The organism is Gloeothece verrucosa PCC 7822 (assembly GCF_000147335.1).
GTDB classification, from domain to species: Bacteria; Cyanobacteriota; Cyanobacteriia; order Cyanobacteriales; family Microcystaceae; genus Gloeothece; species Gloeothece verrucosa.
In genome coordinates this window covers 80,659-100,676 of sequence record NC_014533.1, presented here as the reverse complement: position 1 = coordinate 100,676, position 20,018 = coordinate 80,659, and the positions used below count along the sequence as shown (strand labels likewise).

The 20,018-nt window shown below is 36.5% G+C and carries 17 protein-coding genes and 1 pseudogene; 16 read left to right on the top strand and 2 right to left on the bottom strand.

What is annotated here, in order from left to right; translation table 11 throughout:
* Positions 1-1,298: 1,298 nt before the first annotated feature.
* A complete protein-coding gene (locus tag CYAN7822_RS27715) occupies positions 1,299-2,831 on the bottom strand; it encodes a phosphomannomutase/phosphoglucomutase (protein ID WP_013334283.1) in 1,533 nt (510 codons plus the stop codon).
* 301 nt (positions 2,832-3,132) lie between these two features.
* Here CYAN7822_RS27715 and CYAN7822_RS27710 point away from each other — a divergent pair, with 301 nt between their 5' ends.
* From CYAN7822_RS27710 to CYAN7822_RS27650, 13 genes and pseudogenes are all read left to right on the top strand, one after another.
* Positions 3,133-3,378: a hypothetical protein gene (locus tag CYAN7822_RS27710; RefSeq protein ID WP_041934065.1), complete on the top strand. Its 246-nt coding sequence runs from the start codon at positions 3,133-3,135 to the stop codon at positions 3,376-3,378.
* Entirely contained in the window at positions 3,359-3,832 is a 474-nt protein-coding gene (locus CYAN7822_RS27705) for an FUSC family protein (RefSeq protein WP_049802738.1), read from the top strand. The genes CYAN7822_RS27710 and CYAN7822_RS27705 overlap by 20 nt, the downstream gene beginning before the upstream one ends.
* A gap of 384 nt (positions 3,833-4,216) precedes the next feature.
* Positions 4,217-4,530 (top strand): annotated as a pseudogene (locus CYAN7822_RS27700) (DUF5132 domain-containing protein).
* 595 nt (positions 4,531-5,125) lie between these two features.
* Complete coding sequence (locus tag CYAN7822_RS27695) at positions 5,126-7,342, top strand: heavy metal translocating P-type ATPase (protein WP_013334282.1); 2,217 nt, start codon at positions 5,126-5,128, stop codon at positions 7,340-7,342.
* A 297-nt stretch (positions 7,343-7,639) separates the two neighbouring features.
* Entirely contained in the window at positions 7,640-8,311 is a 672-nt protein-coding gene (locus tag CYAN7822_RS27685; protein ID WP_013334281.1) for a DUF1345 domain-containing protein, read from the top strand.
* Positions 8,312-8,520: 209 nt separating this feature from the next.
* Entirely contained in the window at positions 8,521-8,814 is a 294-nt protein-coding gene (locus CYAN7822_RS27680; RefSeq protein ID WP_013334280.1) for a DUF5132 domain-containing protein, read from the top strand.
* Between the two features lie 79 nt (positions 8,815-8,893).
* On the top strand, positions 8,894-9,016 hold the full coding sequence (locus CYAN7822_RS40255) for a hypothetical protein (protein ID WP_013334279.1): 123 nt from the start codon (positions 8,894-8,896) through the stop codon (positions 9,014-9,016).
* A gap of 23 nt (positions 9,017-9,039) precedes the next feature.
* Positions 9,040-10,608, top strand: a complete 1,569-nt coding sequence (locus CYAN7822_RS27675; protein WP_013334278.1) for an HMA2 domain-containing protein — start codon at positions 9,040-9,042, stop codon at positions 10,606-10,608.
* Positions 10,609-10,711: 103 nt separating this feature from the next.
* Positions 10,712-11,479 (top strand): 7-alpha-hydroxysteroid dehydrogenase, encoded by a 768-nt coding sequence (gene hdhA, locus CYAN7822_RS27670; RefSeq protein ID WP_013334277.1) that lies wholly within the window; start codon positions 10,712-10,714, stop codon positions 11,477-11,479.
* A gap of 45 nt (positions 11,480-11,524) precedes the next feature.
* The gene (locus CYAN7822_RS27665; protein WP_013334276.1) at positions 11,525-12,127 is read left to right on the top strand and encodes a hypothetical protein; all 603 of its coding nucleotides are present in this window, start codon (positions 11,525-11,527) and stop codon (positions 12,125-12,127) included.
* A gap of 37 nt (positions 12,128-12,164) precedes the next feature.
* Positions 12,165-13,667: a YegS/Rv2252/BmrU family lipid kinase gene (locus CYAN7822_RS27660; protein ID WP_013334275.1), complete on the top strand. Its 1,503-nt coding sequence runs from the start codon at positions 12,165-12,167 to the stop codon at positions 13,665-13,667.
* Positions 13,668-14,093: 426 nt separating this feature from the next.
* Positions 14,094-14,573, top strand: a complete 480-nt coding sequence (locus CYAN7822_RS27655; protein ID WP_013334274.1) for a hypothetical protein — start codon at positions 14,094-14,096, stop codon at positions 14,571-14,573.
* A gap of 89 nt (positions 14,574-14,662) precedes the next feature.
* The gene (locus tag CYAN7822_RS27650) at positions 14,663-15,154 is read left to right on the top strand and encodes a DUF1269 domain-containing protein (protein ID WP_013334273.1); all 492 of its coding nucleotides are present in this window, start codon (positions 14,663-14,665) and stop codon (positions 15,152-15,154) included.
* Positions 15,155-15,757: 603 nt separating this feature from the next.
* Here CYAN7822_RS27650 and CYAN7822_RS27645 read toward each other — a convergent pair.
* Positions 15,758-16,120: a hypothetical protein gene (locus CYAN7822_RS27645; protein WP_013334272.1), complete on the bottom strand. Its 363-nt coding sequence runs from the start codon at positions 16,118-16,120 to the stop codon at positions 15,758-15,760.
* Between the two features lie 979 nt (positions 16,121-17,099).
* On the opposite strand from CYAN7822_RS27645, the gene CYAN7822_RS27640 reads away from it, so the two are divergent.
* The 3 genes from CYAN7822_RS27640 to CYAN7822_RS27630 are packed head-to-tail and all read left to right on the top strand — an operon-like array spanning position 17,100 to position 20,004.
* Complete coding sequence (locus tag CYAN7822_RS27640) at positions 17,100-18,491, top strand: iron-containing redox enzyme family protein (protein WP_013334271.1); 1,392 nt, start codon at positions 17,100-17,102, stop codon at positions 18,489-18,491.
* A complete protein-coding gene (locus tag CYAN7822_RS27635) occupies positions 18,488-18,823 on the top strand; it encodes a Rieske 2Fe-2S domain-containing protein (RefSeq protein WP_013334270.1) in 336 nt (111 codons plus the stop codon). The genes CYAN7822_RS27640 and CYAN7822_RS27635 overlap by 4 nt, the downstream gene beginning before the upstream one ends.
* Positions 18,790-20,004: an MFS transporter gene (locus CYAN7822_RS27630; protein ID WP_245602807.1), complete on the top strand. Its 1,215-nt coding sequence runs from the start codon at positions 18,790-18,792 to the stop codon at positions 20,002-20,004. Before CYAN7822_RS27635 ends, CYAN7822_RS27630 begins: the two co-directional genes overlap by 34 nt.
* Positions 20,005-20,018: the final 14 nt, after the last annotated feature.

Sequence of the window (20,018 nt, the reverse complement as noted above, 5' to 3'; positions counted from 1 at the left end):
AAACTACTCATTAAAGTATTGATGATATGTAATACTTTAAAAATTTTTGTAGTTCGCTTAAATATTCCTTTCACTGGTAAAAGGATAACGTATGGAGTAGTTATAGTTTTAGAAGTTTTTGTTAATTTAATGCCAATATTCAAATCAAAATTCACTCCTGCCTTACCACCAATACTTAAATAATTATTAAAGCATTTTGATTAGGCTACTAGACTCTACAACTATAGTAATCAGGAATGACCAATAAGAATTAACTATAACCAATAGTTTAGCTACTATTTTCTTAAGCTTAATTCTTGATTACTATACCTAAATTTGCTTAAGGTTTTTCTTAACAACTATGGTCGCTTATATTTCGTCATCTGTCAAGAGGTTAAGAAAACTTTATATAAACTTTAAAAAATCAACGCTTATACTAATTCTGGATAAAGCTCTTGAGTTTAAGCTTAAGCTTGTAAAAACTTTATACGGAAACACTTTCTTCGTAAATTTACCTTAAAACCAAAAATAAAAAGCCGTTAGATTAAGTTGTCAACTATTACATTATATATTGACTACAGCAATTTATTCCTTAAGATAGATTTACTGATAAACTTTGTCGAGGTAGTATAAAAGGCTTTGTGAGTTTAAAGATAGTTTATAAATAAAATATTAAGTAGGGTGCGCTCTTGCAAATTCTTAATTATTGGATCATAAGTAAGTAGTCGAACATAACTAAGTACCTGGACAAAATTAAAGTTAACTGCGAGTTTGGGGAATGGGCAATGGGGAATGGGCAATGGAGAAGGGTTGTAGGCGTTTTACAATTCTTGACACAGTGGACTTTATTTATGTCCGACTACTTAAAGTTAATTGTGTGAACAGGGAACAGGAAAGGCTTTTAAGATTTTTACATTTCTTAACATAATGTACACGGAGTGGCGCGGAGCTAGGCTTTATTTATGCCCACCTACTTACCTGGATATAAATAAAGCTCTCTCTATTAAAAAATGTAAAACTCTACCAACTCTTACCCATCGGCCTTTCCCCCATGAACCCCAATTTCTTAACTTTATGGGGAGTCCACCTACTTAAACGAGGGGCTACCATTCCGTAACCTATAGGAGTTACGCACTCTCAAAAACAACGATTTTATCTCATCCTGTTTATCTCATCCTGAGCCTTGCGAAGGAGCGCGAACAATCTCAAACCCTAATGATTTGGTTATGGCGCGTAAATCCTAACCTACTCGCTCAATACAGGTCTAGGTGCGTTACACTATGCTAATACACTTTACAGTAGCCTTTAGTACATTGCCCTTAAATATCCTTTTTAAAAGCTGATAAATCTAAAAATTCAAAAGGTTTGAAAAAATCGAAAATTCGATTAACTATTTGAGAAACACCCCCCTCAACATTAGACTCAATGTTCAGAGGCATTACCGGATCGTGTAATGATAAACGTAACAATAGCCAGCCCTTTTCTTGGGGAGACTTACAGGATATTCGCATTCCTTCATAATTATTTGGAACCACTTGCCAATCAGTCTGCTTAGAGGCAAATTCTTGAAGTTTTTCAATAACTTGTTCTCCGCATTCTTTAAAATTTTGGCGATTAATTTTAAGGCGATATTCTTGACTCTCTTGAGGCTCTTTCAAAGTAGTTATTAAATCATTTAACCCTTTCCCTTCTAGTCTCAGTAAGGCTAAATTAATAATGAGTTTGGTGACTAAATAAGCCCCATCATCTAAAAAATAATTTTCTTTCAAAGCCGCATGGCCCGATGTTTCAATAGCTAACCAAGACTCTTGTCCTTCTTGATTAAGCCGCATAGACTCATTAATAACATTCTTATACCCTCGTTTAAAACGATGATGTATTCCTTTTAAATCCTGTTCAATAAACTCTGTCAAACCATCAGATGTAATTGAATCAGTAACAATTGTAGAGCCGGGATGCTCTTGTAAAACTATAGCCGAAATTAGGGCAATCAAGCGATTTCTATTAAGTTCTTTACCAGAATTGGTAACCACTGCCGCGCGATCTACATCCGTATCAAAAATAATTCCCAAATCCGCTTTATGCTCTAAAACTGCTTGACGAATTGAAGCCATTGCTTCTTCATTTTCAGGGTTAGGAATATGGTTAGGAAACCTACCATCTGGATCAATAAATTGACTACCTTTCGTATCTGCTCCTAATGTTTTTAACACCTTGTCAGCATAAAAACCTCCGGCTCCATTGCCAGCATCCACAATAATTTTTAAGCCTAAAAGGGGTTGCTCATAATTTTGGCTATCATTGACGGGTTCACGAACTTTATTAACTAAACTATCCGCATAAACTGAAATAAAATCCAGTTTTTCTATTTCCCCAGGAGTCGCTACAGTTTCAAACACATTCTCGGATGCCAGCTTTAAAATTTCTGAAATATCTTGTTTATCTAAACCACCTTTGGCAGTAAAAAACTTAAAGCCATTGCGATTAAATGGTAAATGACTGGCCGTTAACATAATTGCCGCATCACAAGCAAATTTTTGGCTAATGGTACTCATAAACATGGCAGGAGTAGAGGCCATGTCAAAATCATAAACCCGACAACCTGTTGTGCTAATTCCTTCCATTACTGCCGTCATTAATTTCGGACCGGATAAGCGGCTGTCGCGTCCAACTGAAATAGTTAAGTTTGAGGCGGGTTGACCTAATTGTTTTTTCAACCAAGTTACAAAAGCTTTCCCCAGAATGTTAGCCACTTCTTCTGTAAGATTTACTGGTTCATCGGCAACTCCTTCAAGGGCTATACCCCGAATGTCAGAGCCGTTTTGTAGTTTTTTCCAGTCAAAATTTGCCATTTTTTGATGATCGTCTGAATTTTTGTAGATAATGATGCCGGTCAACCCTAGCTTAGTTTACCTTACCCATTATAATAAAGTAAGGCAGAGAGCGTTTTTACTTTTCTTAACATAGTCTTTTGTATTTATCGCCTTTCTCACTTTAAAGAGCTACGCCTCCAAATTAATTTCTTTTCTCTGTTCCTTTTTGGCACAGTTAACTTTAATGGTGTCCGCATACTTACTTTTAAACTAACTAAAAAATTAATGCATAATAGCTTATCTATCTTTCGCTTTGAATTAAATCACCTATCCCTAATTCATGGCTTTCAATCGGCGCTTGCCTTTGCCTTGCCCTTACTTATTGGTCACTACCTCTGATGCCCAGTATCAAACCGGAACGGCCATTGCTCAAGCTCGCACATTGTGGCAACAGGTTCAACGCACTCAATTCGGCGTTCAGCCTAAAAGTGAGCGGCTGCTTCTACTGATTCAAAAAATAACTGAAATGTATCGGGAAGTGATTCCTTTAACAGATGATTGTGGTTATGCTCACCTTGACCGATAGAAAAGATTGGTTTTTGGCTGAAATACGAGTTTTTCATCCTCTAGAAGGGGGAATTTTAGCCGTTATCAGCTATTATCTTTGGCCGCTTTGGCAGCGACGATATCTTCCCCAACAACTTGTCATTGTGCTACAAACCAGCTTAAGCTATTTTCAAACCGTTGGAGCCGCCTATCAAGGACAAGCTCAAAATCCAAAAACTTTAGATATAATTCGTCGCCAAGCTGAATTAGCGGGTTCCAGTGCTTTAATCACTGCCACCCACATAAGTCAAGAACCCAAACAATTTCAAAACAATGTAGAAGCCATGATGACTTTGATAATTAATGTCAATAGTTTTGTCAATGGAATCACTACCCTCAGACAACATTATAAGCAGTTTCAACCATCTGGTACCCTTCCTGGATTAGATCTATTTATTCAACAGGTTACAGACACATTAAAAAATTTGCAGTAACTCCAGCAAACCGAGGCCAAACTCACACCCTTACCTAATTTTGACCATAGTTTAGATAAAGCTGATGATTATTTAGAAAGGCTTCAGAAAAATCAACTCAAAGAATCACAGGGAGTGGCTTTTATCGTTGGAGAACTGCATCATCTGGCCGATAAAGTTACGGGAATATATCAAGCTATAGTCACAAGTCAGAACTCAGAACTTAGAACTAGAATCGTCCACTAAAGTTAAGAAAAGTAAAACTCTGAAAGCATTTGCCTGTGGCCTGTTAAATTAATAACATTAAAATTTGGTTAAAAAGTTTGGTTTAAACCAAAAATTGTTATAATTGCCTAGAGAATCGTCCATCAGTAACTTATAAATAAACTAAACTGTGAGGTCATTATGGATTTAGAAGCCCTTCTGTTAGGATTAGAGCCGGCTGTAGCTTTAGGAGTTGGACTTGCCGCTTTAGCCGTTGCTCCTGTCGTTGGTGCTTTGGGTAATACTGAATAGGGAAAAGTCTTTCTGAATCAGGGCGTTCATTAGCTAAACACGGTATTAAAAGCGGTATGGAAACTTTTGAGAAAATTCAAGAAACCGTCGCAGAAGTTGGCGAATCTTGGAATGATATGGTCGCTGAAGCTCAACAAGAAAGAAAAGTTGAGAGAAATTCACAAAACTCTGCTGAACCTCAAAATATCAGCATCTCTGAATAATTAGTAGAGTTTCTATCCTGTTTAATTACAGGATTTTTTCTTGGCTAGTAGTTTATAAAAAATTATAAATTTTATAAAAAAAAATTATAAAAAATTCTTAGAGTCCACCCTGAGCCTGTCAAAGGGAGAAGTCTTGGCTTGCACTGCTAAGCTGTTACGCATCTAAATTATTAGTCCAGATAAAGAAGGGTTAAAGGGGAAAGGGGAAAGGAGAAAGGATTGAATCTTTGTACCAAAAATAAAGTTATAAAAATTAAATGCGTCTTAGCTTATAGGTTACAAATAACGCATTTAGGAGTTACGCACTCCCAATTAAAAACAACGATTTTATATCATCCACCAGCGAAGCGAAGGATCGCCGACAATCTCAAACCCCAATGATTTCCTGGAGAGTGCGTAAGTCCTAACATTAATAAAAATTCAGTATAGAATTAATTTTAAAGTAGAATATAGACAAATAAGGCAAAATGTTTTAATATATTCTGAAAACTTAATAGTGCGTGGATTAAAAACCCAAAATAAACAAAATACTAAATTTTGGATTAACCGCCCATTGTTCAACCCCTAGCAAAAATTGACTAATTTATATAAACCTATGACCCTTGCAAATAGATTTAAATTGGTTGCCGCTCCCAATATTGAAAAAAAAGAAAATCAACAATCTATTGCTTATCGAGCATTGCCAATTAATTATCGTTTAATTCATCACATAAAAGGACGTTTACGAATAAAAATTGAACGCATCTACGATGATTTTGAATATGCGAATAACCTGCAACGAATATTAGAATCAAGTAGTTATGTCAAAACTGTATATATTAATAGTGCGGCAAAATCTTTAACCATTAAATACGATCCCGACCAAGTTACCTCTCAAAGACTTCAGGAATATTTAGCAGTTTCTATTGAAGAAGCCAATCGTGGCGAAGCTTTACCCATTAAAACTAACTCAGAATCATCTCATAAAATTAATTATTGGGAAAGATTAGGAATTCCTATTGCCAGTTTAGTATTAGCAATAATTGCCTTGCCGCTCGAATTGCCGCCGCTTTTAGTGGGTGGATTGATCATGGCGGCTTGTTTACCAGCTTATGGACGAGCCTGGGAAGGCATAACTCAAGAAAAACAATTAACTGTAGATTTTCTTGACTCTTTAGCGATTACTTTGAGTGCGGCACAAGGTCATTTTATTCCCCCTGCTTTTATGATCAGTTTAATTGAGTCCGGGGAAGTTATTCGAGATGTGACAGCGCGTTCTAGTGAACGTCAAACCTTAGATTTACTTGATAGTTTAGGGCAATATGCTTGGGTTGAACAAGATGGCGTAGAAGTACAAATTCCTCTTAAAGACGTTCAAGAAGGCAGTATAGTAATTGTCTATCCCGGCGATCTAATTCCTATTGATGGTAAGATTATTCGAGGACAAGCCCTCATTGATCAATGTAAATTAACTGGGGAATCTGTACCAGTTCATCGCAGCGTTGATGATGAAGTTTTTGCCTCGACTTTATTGGTGGAAGGGCAATTAGCTATTTTAGTAGAACGAACGGGTAATAACACTCGCGCTGGTGTCGTAGTAGAACTGATGAAAGCCGCTCCCGTCCATGATACCCGAATCGAAAATTATGCCGCTAAATTTGCTAATATCGCTGTACTACCCACTTTATTAATTGGTGCAGCAATTTTTGCTTTTACGGGTGATTTAGCCAGAGCAACGGGTATTATTACTCTAGATTTTGGGACGGGTATCCGAGTTTCCGTACCCACAGCCGTTTTAGCCGGATTAACTTATGCCGCCAGAACAGGTGTTTATATCCGTAGTGGTCGAGCAATCGAAATGTTGGCTAAAGTAGACTCAGTCGTATTTGATAAAACCGGCACCTTAACCCAAGGTAACGCCTCCGTAGTCAATATTCAAGCCACAGTAGAAGGCGTTACCCCCCAAGAAATTCTCACGCTTGCCGCTTCTGCTGAACAAGGATTAACCCACCCTGTTGCTCATGCCATTGTACAACAGGCCCAACAACTCAACCTAGAAAACAAAACCTGCGAAGAATGGAATTATTGTGTCGGTTTAGGAGTTGTGGCTAAGATTGAAGGGCGGCAAATATTAGTCGGTAGTAGCCGCTTCATGAAAAATGAAAATATCGATATCTCTGTTAGTGAACAATTCAAGACCGGAGGCGTATCATTAGCTTATATAGCTAGAGATGGTATTTTAATCGGTGTCATCATGTATGCTGATCCCATTCGTACAGAAAGCCCTGGTGTTATCAGTGAACTCCACAGTCAAGGCATTAGCACTCATATGTTAACTGGAGATGTACAACGAGTTGCCGATGCAGTGGCTTCTGAATTAGGGATGCACCCGGATGAAGTTCACGCCCAAGCTTTTCCAGAACGAAAAGTAGAAGTAGTTCAGCAATTAAAAGCAAAAGGTAAAACCGTAGCCTTTATTGGAGATGGAATTAATGATTCTGCGGCTTTGGCTTATGCAGATGTATCTATTTCTTTTGCGGCTGGTAGCGATATAGCAAGAGAAACGGCGGATGTGGTGTTGATGGATGACGACCTTAGTGGCTTAACTCATGCTATCGCTATTTCTAAACAAGTCATGGACATTGTTTATCAAAACGCCTTTATTGTCGGAATTCCTAACTTTGGTGCTTTAGTCATTGGGGTTCTTTTTGCTCTTGATCCTATTTTGGCGATTATTATTAATAATGGTTCAGCTATTTTAGCCGGACTAAATGGATTACGCCCCACTTTAGGCGCAGACAAAAAAACCTATCGTCAAGAAGTCTCTCTCTAGTTGAACTTTCGTTATTTAAGGCAGAAATTTGTTTCCTGCCTTTTTATTCAATTAATTGGATTTTTTTAATGTTATATGGCAACCGCGCAAGGCAGATTTGATAAGTACCTGGACAAAATTAAAGTTAACTGTTTGGTAAGGGAACACCGGATCTGGGAACAGGGAACAGGAAAGGCTTTCAAGGCTTTTACATTTCTTAACATAATGAACTTTATTTATGTCCAGGTACTTAGTTTTAATAAGATTTTTTCTTGTTTTTGGCTATAACTTTAATTGACGAAATTTATCTTGATAAAAATGTTAACTAAATCCGTTATCTTTAAATTAACTAAACCTATTTATCGTTTAATTGCATCTACGATTGTAGCAATTATTATTTGGTTTATTTCAGAAAAGCTTTATTTACCAATTCGATTGACTTTAGTTTATGATTCGGCTCTTTTAATCTATCTTTTTGCTTTAATTTTAAGAATGACTTATGCGACGGCTGAAGATACTTTATATTTTTCTCAACGAGAAGAATCTAATCACGTTTCTATAATAGTTTTTATTATTTTTATCTCTTTTACCAGCTATATTGCTGTAGGAGTTATGCTAGAAAATGACCCGAATTGGAGTCGATTGATGATTAACTTAAAAATCGGACTTTCTTTAATTGCTATTGTCTTATCTTGGGTTTTAGTGCATATTTTCTTTGCGCTTCACTATGCGAGCATTTATTACCAAAGTTTATCAAAAAATAATAATTTTGACTATCGTAAAGGATTAGTATTTCCTAATAAAGGATTAGAAGATTATTGGGATTTTATGTACTATTCATTTACCATTGCTATGTGTTATCAAACTTCGGATATATCGGTCAGTGATACTATTATCCGCCGTTGGACTCTGATTCATTCTATCTTATCTTTTTTGTTTGTAGCTGTGATTGTTGGTTTAGTGGTTAATGCTATATCTAATTTAGTCTAAAAAAAGGCAAAAACTAACAAAAATTTCAGAAAATTTGATTTTTTAAAGAGCGATAATACATCATGAAAAATTTAGTTAAATAAATTTAAATTATTCTTAAATATAAAATTTCACTTTGTTGTATAAAAATATTATTAAATAATTGAAATTAAACCAAAAATGTGTTAATTTAAATTATAGAAATTTATCGTTTTAACTAAGAGGGAGTAATGGAAGAAGTATTAATTATCGGAGGAATAGGAGTAGCCGCGCTTGTGGTTTTAGCTCCTATTGTTGGTTATCTCAATCCAGAAGTCGGTAAAGCTATGTCAGATTCAGGACGAAATTTAGCCAAAACTGGTATAAAATTTGGACTTGATGCTTACGAAAAATTACAGGGTTCTGTGGTAGAAGCCGGACAATCGTGGGAAGATTTAGTCGCAGAAGCTAAATTAGAAAAAGAAATGGATAAAAATTCTAATCATAATCCCCAAGTTATTGATATTTCCCCCACTAATTCTTAATGCTTTGCTAAAAAAATTGAACAGCAGAGAAATTAAAGTTAAATAATGCAAAAAACATCAATAATTACAAGGAAAAAAAATGAACATCATTCAACCCGTAATTAAATTTGTCAAGGATGTAATCTATGTAGCCAGCGTCATAGTGGTTGCCACTGTCATCGCCAATTTATTACTACAACCTTTGGTCATTGTCGTGATCTAAACTGACTGAAAAAAGAAACAATCATGACAACCAAGCTATCCATTCCTCAAACTACAATATTGCAAAATAGCGTTTCTGTAGTAAAAATTAATTGGGAAATTATACATCAAATACCGGGTCGTCTGCGGATTCGTATTTCTCAACTAATATGGGATGGGCAATATAAAAATCGATTGCAGCGATGGTTATTAAAAACTCATACTATTACTGAAAGTCGGATCAATGGAGCCGCAGGTTGTTTGATTGTTTCCTATAAAGAAGACGTAGTACCAGAAAAAGTAATTTTAGATTATCTTGAGCAGGTTATTCAATTAGCCGCTCAAGAACCCGAAAAAGATCAGGTCGCTAATGAAATAGAAGAACAACAAGCCTCGCAGAACATAGGGTTATCAGCCTTAGCTATGGCAGTAGCCCTAGTGGGAAGCCCCTTAGAATGGCCCTTTCTGTTAACAGGGGGCTTAATTTTAGCCGCTTCTGTACCCTTATGGCAGCGCTTTAGCCAAACCCTCATTCATCAAAGACAAATCACCGTAGATTTTTTAGATCTGCTTTGGCTTTCTGCTCAACTGGTAGGAGGAAATTATTTAGCCGCTTCTTTAGCTCTCTATTTAGGAACAACAGCAGAAAATTTACACCAAGACAAACTACAACAATTAGAAAACGAATTATATGTTTTATTTGAACAAGAAGACCATAAAATTCACTGGTTATCTGAGCAACAAAAGTTTGTTCCCATTCGCCCAGAAGATAAAGACAATTGGCTACACTCACTAGAAGAAACAGAATTAATGCAGCAAGTAAAGCCCATTGCTCAAGGTGCGATTGTACCCACCTTATTAATCAGTGGAGGAATAGGATTATTAACCAATGATTTAGGGCGAGCCAGTGCCCTTCTGCCGCTTGATGTGGGAGTATCCTTACGAGGCGTAACTCCTTTGGCTGTCGTTTCGGCTTTAATTACGGCAGCCCGTACAGGCGTATATATTCGTAATGGTAGAACTTTAGAAAAATTAGCCCAAATTGATACCCTAGTTTTTGCGGCTAAAAGCTTTTTCGCTTTAATAACTACTGAAAAAGCCGTTAACACTCTTGACAAAATTATAGAAGAGTTAGATCGAAGATCTTTTTCTTTTTATGTAGTAATAAATGATGAGGAAGAAGCCTTAAAATGGACAGAGCAATTAAAAGATTTAAAAAATAATCTTTGTTTTGTGGAGGATGGGAAACAACTAGATAAATTTATAGAACAATTGCGTCACGAAAGCAGAACAATTGCTTGGATTGATAATACTACAGGAGACGATTTAACAACTTTGCAGGCAGAAGTTACTATTTCTCTAGCTAATGAATTGTATCAATCACAAGCAGATGTAATTCTTCATAATCATGATTTGTACTCGTTAATATACACGTTAGATCTAGCTAAACATACTTTAATAACTGTTTACTCTAGTTTAGCTATTGCCATTCTTCCTAACTTAGTAGCAGTGAGTCTTGGCGTTGCCTTTGGACTTAACCCAATTATTGCAGTGATGATTAATGGAGGTTCAGCCATTTTAGCCGAACTTAATAGCTTAAACTCAACTAAGTAACTATTTATGCTATGGTAGAGACTTGAATAGTAAAATCCTGTAAAGCTGATGTAGCAAAAGTTGTATTGATTTTTTATTGATCTATGCTAAAAACAGAACAACTATGTCAGTATTAGATATCTTTAAGCTTGATAATCAAGTTGCTATTATAACCGGAGCCGGGGCCGGCATTGGTCGAGCCATTGCTAAACTATTTGCCCAAGCGGGTGCGGCAGTTGTTGTCAGTGATTTAAAACAAGAAACAGCCGCTCAGGTAGCCCAAGACATAAAAGTAACAGGAGGTCAAGCAATCTCTGTAGCTTGTGATGTCACCAATAATAACGATTTAGAAAACTTAGTCAAGCAAGCGCTGGCGGCTTTCGGCAAAATCACAATTTTAGTGAATAATGCCGGCGGGGGTGGACCTAAACCTTTTGATATGCCTATGGATACATTTATATGGGCTTATAAACTGAATGTTTTTTCAATATTTCATTTATGTCAATTATCTGCCCCTCATATTGCCGCAGCCGGGGGAGGCGCTATCTTAAACATTTCTTCAATGGCAGGTGAAAACAAAAATATTCGTATGACTTCTTATGGTTCATCCAAAGCCGCAGTAAACCATTTAACTCGAAATATGGCTTATGATTTAGGAGCAAACAAAATCCGCGTTAATGCCATCGCACCAGGGGCAATTAAAACAGATGCTTTGGCAACCGTACTCACTCCAGAAATCGAAAAAGCCATGCTAAAACATACACCTTTAGGACGTTTAGGAGAACCTCATGACATAGCTTATAGCGCGTTATTTTTGTGTTCTCCTGCCGCCGCTTGGGTTAGTGGTCAGGTGTTAACAGTCAGTGGAGGTGGAGTACAGGAATTAGATTAATATTCTCTTATTTTCCATCTTGATTAAACTAAAAAGGTAATGATTATGAATACTAAACAAGATAATACTAACCCCGACAAAGACATTATTCAGAAAGCATCAGATTTAATACATAAAACCACTAATGATGCTATTGCCAAAGTTAACGATTTAGCTCACGATCCTAGCCAAGCCGCAGGTATGGGAGCAGCAATGGCAGGAGGTATGGCTGGTCAAACGGCCGGTGAAATAGTGGGCGGCACTGTGGGAGCCGTTTTAGGTCCTTTAGGAGTTGTTGTGGGAGCAGAAGCCGGGGGGTTAGTCGGTCAAATTATTGGCTCTCAACAGGGAAACAAAATAATTGATAACCTTCACCACAAAGAAGGAGAAAAGGCTTCAGAAGACCCAAGTTTTGCTGAATCTTTAGAGCAAAAAGGCAGTGAAAAAGTAGGAAATACAGCCGGAGAATCTGCTGGTAAAGCCATTGGGAATGCTTTATTTGGAGATATGGGTGGACAAATAGGAAAAACTGTAGGAGGAGAAATGGGTAAGGTGGCTAGTAAATGGATTTTTGGTCATTCAAAACATCATCACCACCATCATCACCATGAAAATACAAATCAAACCGAACAAAATCTTCCCTCCGAAGAAACTAACCCTCAATCCTAAAAAATAGTCTACTGAATATTTAATTGCTCAAAAAATTATGTTTACTCAAATTTTTTCTCAACCTCAAATTACCCTCAAACGAGCTAAAGTTTTTGACTCAGCCTGCTTGATTTTTAATCCCGTATCAGGAGGAAGAAATGCCAAACAAGATTTAGAAAAAATAAAATTCTTTTTAGAACCTCATATAAAACTTGATATTCACCTAACAACTCCAGAAATAGGAGCAGATCAATTAGCTAAAGAAGCCGTTGAACGAGGAGTAGAATTAATTATTGCCTCTGGAGGAGATGGAACCGTCTCAGCCGCCGCTAATGCCGTAATCGGAACAAATATACCTTTAGCCATTATTCCTGGTGGTACAGCAAACGCTTTTGCTAATGGATTAGGATTACCTATTACTTTAGAAGAATCTTGTATTGCCATTTTACAGGGAGCAATTATGAGTGTAGACACTGCTCGCTGTAATGATCAGCCGATGTTATTATTAGCCGGTATTGGCTTCGAGGCTAATACAGTCAAAGAAGCTGATCGTCAATTAAAAGATCGATTTGGTATTTTTGCTTATATTTTTGCTGGACTGGATCAATTGCAACGCCTAGAAAGTTTTGAAGCACGTTTAGAAACAGAAAACCAAATTATTACGGTTAATGCCGCAGCCATAACAGTAGCTAATTTTGCCCCACCTACATCAATTTTGGCTCAAGGGATCGGTTCCAGTTCTGGTAATGATGGCTTATTAGATGTAACTATTATCTCTCCTGCTAATGCCTTAGAAGCTTTAACCCAAGCGATAGAACTGTTTGAAAGTGGTTTAATACATTCTAATAGTAATAATCACCACATTGGTTACTTACGAGTGCAAAAAATTAATATTGTCACTAACCCATCTCAAGCCATAACCGTTGATGGGGAAATGCTCAAATCAGACACAGCCTTTTTTGAAATTGTTCCCGCTAGTTTACAAGTAATTTCTTCTTATCAGCAAGTTATTGGTTCCCAAAGAAAATTAATGGGCTTGCCGAGTTTAACTGTTGTTGAAAATAATAACCAAGACATTCAAGACCTTGTCTTAAATTTTGCGCTGCCTGTAGATTTAAGCCGCATTATGGCGCAAATTGTTCAAGAAATTGGCGAACAACTTTTATCTTTATGGCACACTTTGACTAAAGCGGCTAAACTTCTGAATCAAAGTTTAATAGAAGCAATGATCTATTTATTATGGAATATAAGTAAAAAAATTAATGAGTCTGTAAATATCCCTCAAACAACCAATGTTAATAAAAATATAAAAACTACTAACTTAACAGTTAGTTATCAAATCAGTCATCACATTTTGGGGCGTATTCGATTACGAATTCCTCGATTACGAAACGATGAAAAATATGGGCATCGTTTACAATCCCTTATTGAATCTGTGAATGGAGTAGAAAAAGTTTATATTAATTGGGCGGCTTCTTCAATTAGAGTAAATTATACTCCTACCTTATCAAGTATCCAATTTCAGCATCAATTAATAGAAATGATTGAACAAGCGGCTTAAGGTCAAAAATCTTTCCTTGTAAAATGCTTAGGCTTTTTGCCTATTAGCTACTAATAAACTGACGCGCCTATAAAAGTGCTAAAAGTGTCCGCAGCGAGGGGAAAACCAAAGCTTAAATCCTTTTATAAGTGAGGTAAATTCCCCCAGAACTTGACGCGGCGACAAGCAGGTTAAAAACTTTTCTTAAAAAGGTTTGAGAGATTTTAGGTAGTGAAAAAAATTTAAGCATCTGAGTACACACATTAGTACAAAAAACTTTTGGGTAACTAAAAAATTAATTTTTTATTAACTTAACCATTAAGAGTGCTTAGTAATGCTAGAAATGTTGCTTTATTATCGTTTTCATAAAGAATTGGTAAAATTTTCCCCCTTGATGTGGTATATTGTTTCTCGGTTAGTTGTAACAAATAAATTTTCTAGCAATTTATGTTAAAACAATTTCACCGAGTAGCTCTAATGGTGAGCGGGATTGCGCTATTTAGCCCTAGCTTATTAATCAATACAGTTTCAGCACAAACTCCCAGCTTAGGAGATGGGGTTATGTGTGTAGCTAAGGGAAAAACAAAAGATGGAAAAATCTACTTATATACTTCTTTGATTGATTCATCAACCATAGATAGAAAACAGCCTGTTTCTGTTACGATTGTTGAACCTGTTAGCACAATCAGTGATTCTGAGTTGGTTGTATTAGATAAAAAAACCAATAGCTTATTAATAGGTGATGCTGTTTCTGCCACTCCTCCAGAAATGCAGCCAGTGGGTTTAGCTTTAACCACCTATCAAGGTAACAACACCTTTAGCGGAAAAACTCAAGCAGGAACCCCGGTTAGTTTTAGTCTCCAAAATAGTTATAGAACGATTCAAATTCAACATGGAGACCAAAAGTTTACAGGAGTTTGTCATTAAAACACTCTTTGAAACTTTAAAAAATTAACGTTCTTGATCATCGTAATCCTATTATTTTGTCAGTCAACAATACACAGGAATTTCAACTTATGACAACCTTAACAGTTTGGAAATTTAATACCCCCGACGGAGCAAGTAATGCACTAGCTAAATTAGCTGAGCTTCAAAAGCAACATTTAATAGAAATTCAAGATGCTGCGATTGTATCTTGGCCTGAAGATCGTAAAAAGCCTCAAACGACTCAAGCCTTTGATTTAGTCGGAGCGGGAATAGTGAGTGGAGCATTTTGGGGAATGCTTTTTGGCTTCTTATTTTTTATGCCTTTTATTGGCGCAGCAGTGGGAACATTAGCAGGGGCGCTGTCTGCTCATTTTAATGACTACGGCATTAATGATGACTTTATTAAAGATATCCGCGATAAAATTTCTCAAGGAACCTCTGCACTTTTCTTAATGACCGGTCAAGTTACCTTAGATAAAGTAGAAGAGGCTTTTTCGCCAGACGAAAGAGGAGAATTAATTCAGTCAAATTTAACAACCGAGCAAGAGGCTAAACTTCGGGCAGATTTTGGCGAAGAATAATTAAAAAATTTAAGCGTTAACTAAATTTTTTAAATTTGGGGTGATTTATATGATATAAATTTGCCCTTATTTTTATAAATATAATATTAATTTTCGCGATAATTCAAAGGCTTTAGGAGTTACGCACCATAACCAAATCATAAAGGTTTAAGATCCTTCGCAAAGCTCAAGATGACATAAAATTGTTGTTTTTAATCGGGAGTGCGTAACTTCTAAACTTTATAAAAACGATTTTGTCGAAGTTGCTAATAAACCCTTTTAAAGCTTTCTGTTTATCTGTCTTAAGAAAGAATAAAAAATTTCGAAATTAAATAACTCATTCTTCAGACTCATTCGTGAACAATAAATATTCTTTTAAACTAAAAATGAGGTTTTTCAATTAAGTAATATTTAGGAGTTACGCATTCAGAAACGCACACTAACGTAACGAGTTTATGTCATTCTGAGTCCTGAGCCTTGCGAAGGATCGTGAGGAATCTCAAACCCATAAAATTGGGTTATGGTGCGTAACTTTTAATATTGTTGAACAATTTGGCCATGAAAAATTTTTGTTGAGGTTAGCCCTCAGTTGCAAGACTCAAACTGCTTGATCTTTTTGAAAAATTATGATTTTACAACTTTTTTGCGCTCTGTCCGTTTGGTCATTAATTGGATTAGGGATGCGGCTGCTATTTCACCACTTAATCTTAAATGAGCCTGGTTCTGAGTGGGGGTTTGTTTAGAGAAAGTGACTTCAATGGATGCGGGCGTTCTAAAGCGAGGAAATCGTTCATATTGGACGTGCAAGGGGACAATGAACGAGTCAACCGTCGCCTTACTAAGGGGGCCACGACCAAATATCCCAGTTAATGGTGCCAAGACTAATACAACCATTGTTCCTCGTGCAACTTTTAAAATTTCCCACCACTGGTCTTCAAAGCTTGGGTCTGTCGCAATGTCCTTACCTATTTGAGTTTGTTCATTCATTTTTGTCGATCAGCTTCTTTTATTTTAATTAAAGGATTAATTTCATTTCAGTTGGTCAATGTTTAATTAGGTTAATTATGCATTTATTGAAAGAGTATTTTGATAAGAAGACTTCCGTCGAAAGAGCGAACTCCAAGTATTTCCAAAGAAGTATAAAAAGTTAATCAAAGCTGTAAAATACAAGAGCGACAACTCTGTTTAATTTAAGAATAATTTTAGAAAGTAAGGCTATTCGTGCTTACAAAAGCCACGATAATAATAATTGCTCAACTAAAATCTTTCGGTTAATTAATTTTAGTTTTTGGGCTTAAACAGAACCTAACGCCAAACGGACTTAAAACTCGCTTTGTGACTAATATTTTAAGTAATTAGGAGTTACGTATTCAGAAACCGGCACCAACGAATTAATGTCATTATTGTAGTGTAGGGTGGGTTAGGTGCGGGGATAATTTTTATAAGAAGCGGATCAGTTTTGATCCGCTCCGTAACCCACCACTGTGTATTTTGTATCAACCTAAACATTTTTCCCCACGATGCCGAAAGAGCCAAGCTCAGTCATTGCTGTAGTTTACGGTATTAAGTACCTGGACATAAATAAAGCACTTGATGTTAAGAAATGTAAAAACATTGAAAGTCTTACCTGTTCCCTGCTTGCACTGAGCTTGTCGAAGTGTTCCCTGTTCCCAGATCTGGTGATCACACAGTTAACTTTAATTGTGTCCAGGTACTTAGGACTTACGCACCGTAACCAAATTATAAGGGTTTGAGATTCTTCGTGATCCTTCGCAAGGCTGGTGGATGACATAAAATCGTTGTTTTTAATCAGGAGTGCGTAACTCCTAGGTATTTCGTCTCCTCCGAAAAAAAGCACTCTCGTGGATGAGGCCATTGAACTGACTGAAAAATTTTTAATTTCATGCGGAAAACCCTATATAAGTGTTGTTGTTTAATTTAGAGTATTTTAGGACAAAACATTAAAATGAATTTAAAAGAAAAAGAATTGGTTAATTCATTAAAGGAACATTCTGATTACAAAAAAAGGTGTCTTACAACTTATATATCTTCACCTTTATTTGGTCATCCTGATAATATTTACTGCGATTCTCCTTACGTTAGACCTTGTAGACCGCAGGACTTAGACGAAAACATTTTATTTACTTCATTGAGTCAAGAAACTTTAGACAATCCTAATCATCTTTTGGCGCAACGTCTGCTGTTAAATATATATGAGCAAGATTCTATTTTTCTACCGCAGGCACCCAGAGTCTTGAATTTTAAAAAGTTTCAAAGTTTCTACGATGCAGAATTAATGGCTTGTGGACATACCATTCGGCCTGAGCTTGAACATTTCCTTTTTGACTGGCTGGAAAAATCAATTCACATAGAAGGCCCTTGGAATTTAGAGACTTTTATTGCTTATACAGATAGTATTTTAAAAAAAATTGCACAGTCTGAATCTCAGTTGTACAAAGAGCTAACAGCTAGTCAAGACCCGCAAAGTGCTGCTCGTTTTTATCTTATTCAATGCGCTGGTGATTTCCTATCAGAAGCATCTGCAATGGGTAAAAATGTATTAGGTAATTTTGGTAGCCATACAAGTGAATTATTTAAAATATTAATTGACGAATATGGCTATGGTGTACACCAAAAGAAACACAGTTCAATTTTTGAAGAATTACTAAAACAAGCGGGACTGAGCCATCATATTCACCATTACTGGCAGTTTTACACACCAAAATCTATAGCTCTAATTAACTATTTTCATTATGTATCTGCTAATCATGGTTCCTTTTTCCGTTATTTAGGTGCAATGTACTTTACAGAGGCAACCCTAGCATACGTAACCCGTGCCCAATCTAAAGCCATAAAAGAGATATTTTCTGGCAATGTATGCACTCAATATTTTGACGAGCATAGTCATATTGATATACATCATGGCAGAATGGCATTAAATAAATTGATCTTACCACTGGTTAAAGAATATGGCAATAAAATATTGCCTGAAATTTTAAGAGGATTCGAAGAATTTCAACTACTACAAGACGTTGCAGATAAAGATCTATTTGCTCATATAAAATGGCACGATCAATTAAATGAATATAAACAAAAAGCGAATTTTTTACGTCCTAATTATGGATCTGATATGTCTTTTACTGAAAAAAAAGGAGAGCTATCAGTAACTCACATTCATCCCGTCGATGAACTATTTTGGGTTGAGGAAGGTGAAATAGAATTTATTGTATCGCCAGATAAATCTATCCTTTTAAAAGCCGGTGAAGGCATAGTTATTCCTCAAGGTATGCTTCATGGTTCTCTTGTTGTCAGCGAACATTGCCAATATACAGTTACTAGCTTGGAGTTAAGAAAATGAAAGTATTTGTATCCAACTTAAACGAAACAAATCAAATACGAATTGGTGAAAAAACTTATTTTCTAAAACACACTAATTGCCGAACGATCTTACTTCCTGCCGAATGTCCTCATCGTGGTGGACCGCTTCAATATGGTGAACAAGTTGATAATGGCGATTCAATTATTTGCCCTTGGCATGAAAACAAATTAAAAGTTTGTAATCTCGCGAAGCAATCATTGTGCATCGTAAGAGTGAAGAATGAACTTAAGTTTGTCATTCCTGAAGAAGTGCAGGTAACTACTTGGAAAGAACGCCCTTGTCATCAATTACAGCAAGGAGAAAAGGCGTGAATAAAAAACTAACGGTTACTCTATTTTACATAATGGTAACATTATTCGCCGCCTCAGATATGGCAATGGTTATTGCTATGGTGTGGTACACACTTAGTATGACTAAATCAACTTTCTTAGTAGGAATAATCCTTTGCATTTCAACTGTAATACCTTTTATCTTGGAGAAATGGTTAAACAAAAAGCACTCTACACAACTCAGCATTAATCGATTGATAGTAATTCGCTTAATTGCTTTTACTACTATATTGGTATTTACATTAATGCATTTAACCAATTTTGTGATAGGGTTTTTGATGATTGCTTTTGTGGTTGGAATGATTGACTATTTCACCATTAGCACCCTCGAAGCGCAGAACACTAAACTGGTTCTTGCCGGAGTGCTTGACAGCCATAAGTCTGCCCGGTTTATAGAAACAGCTATTCAACTTGGCGCTTTTGGCGGTGACTTTTTGGGTGGGGTTGCCATAGACTCCTTTTCTGTCACTACCACTTTAACCACCATTTCAGCAATGGCGATAATGTTTCTTGGACTGCTTTTTATACCGCAGATTCGCACAACCACATTATTACCACAGCAAGAGCAAAAAGAGTCAGAGGAAGCCATTAAGCACTCCTATGGCTCTGCTAAAGAAATATTCTTAGTCATTCTAGCACTGGGCATGATAGGTTTCCACATTGGTGCATTCAATAGCCTAGTGCCGATCATTTTTCAAAAATTGAATACCTGGAGTGCTACAAGCTTGGGTATAGCGAGCGGCTTGGCAGGGGTTGGGGCTTTTATAGGAGCAATGATTCCTGGTTTATCAATTAATCTTTTATGGTTGGTTACAGGAGTGACTGTTATGGATATTGCCCTAGTTTACTCGCCTTCGGCGCTCCTGGCTTGCTCTGCCGCTTTTTTGATTGGATTTTGTCTTAATCAGTTGCGTATTAGCTTTCGTAAGTACCTAATTGAACAGTCTCATAATCCCAGGGTAGCAGACCTACTAGCCACGAGAAGCTCTTTTTATTATCTGCTGTTGAGCGGCAGTGCCCCAATGATTTTGACCTTGTTCACCACAGACGCTCTATTTGGATTAGAGGCATCAAGACCCTTAATGATTCTAACATCCTTGGTTCTAGGATTGGTGGTCATTGCCCGTTTAGTTATGTCCCGTAAGACTTATCGTTTTAATTAAGGAGATTGTCAGAA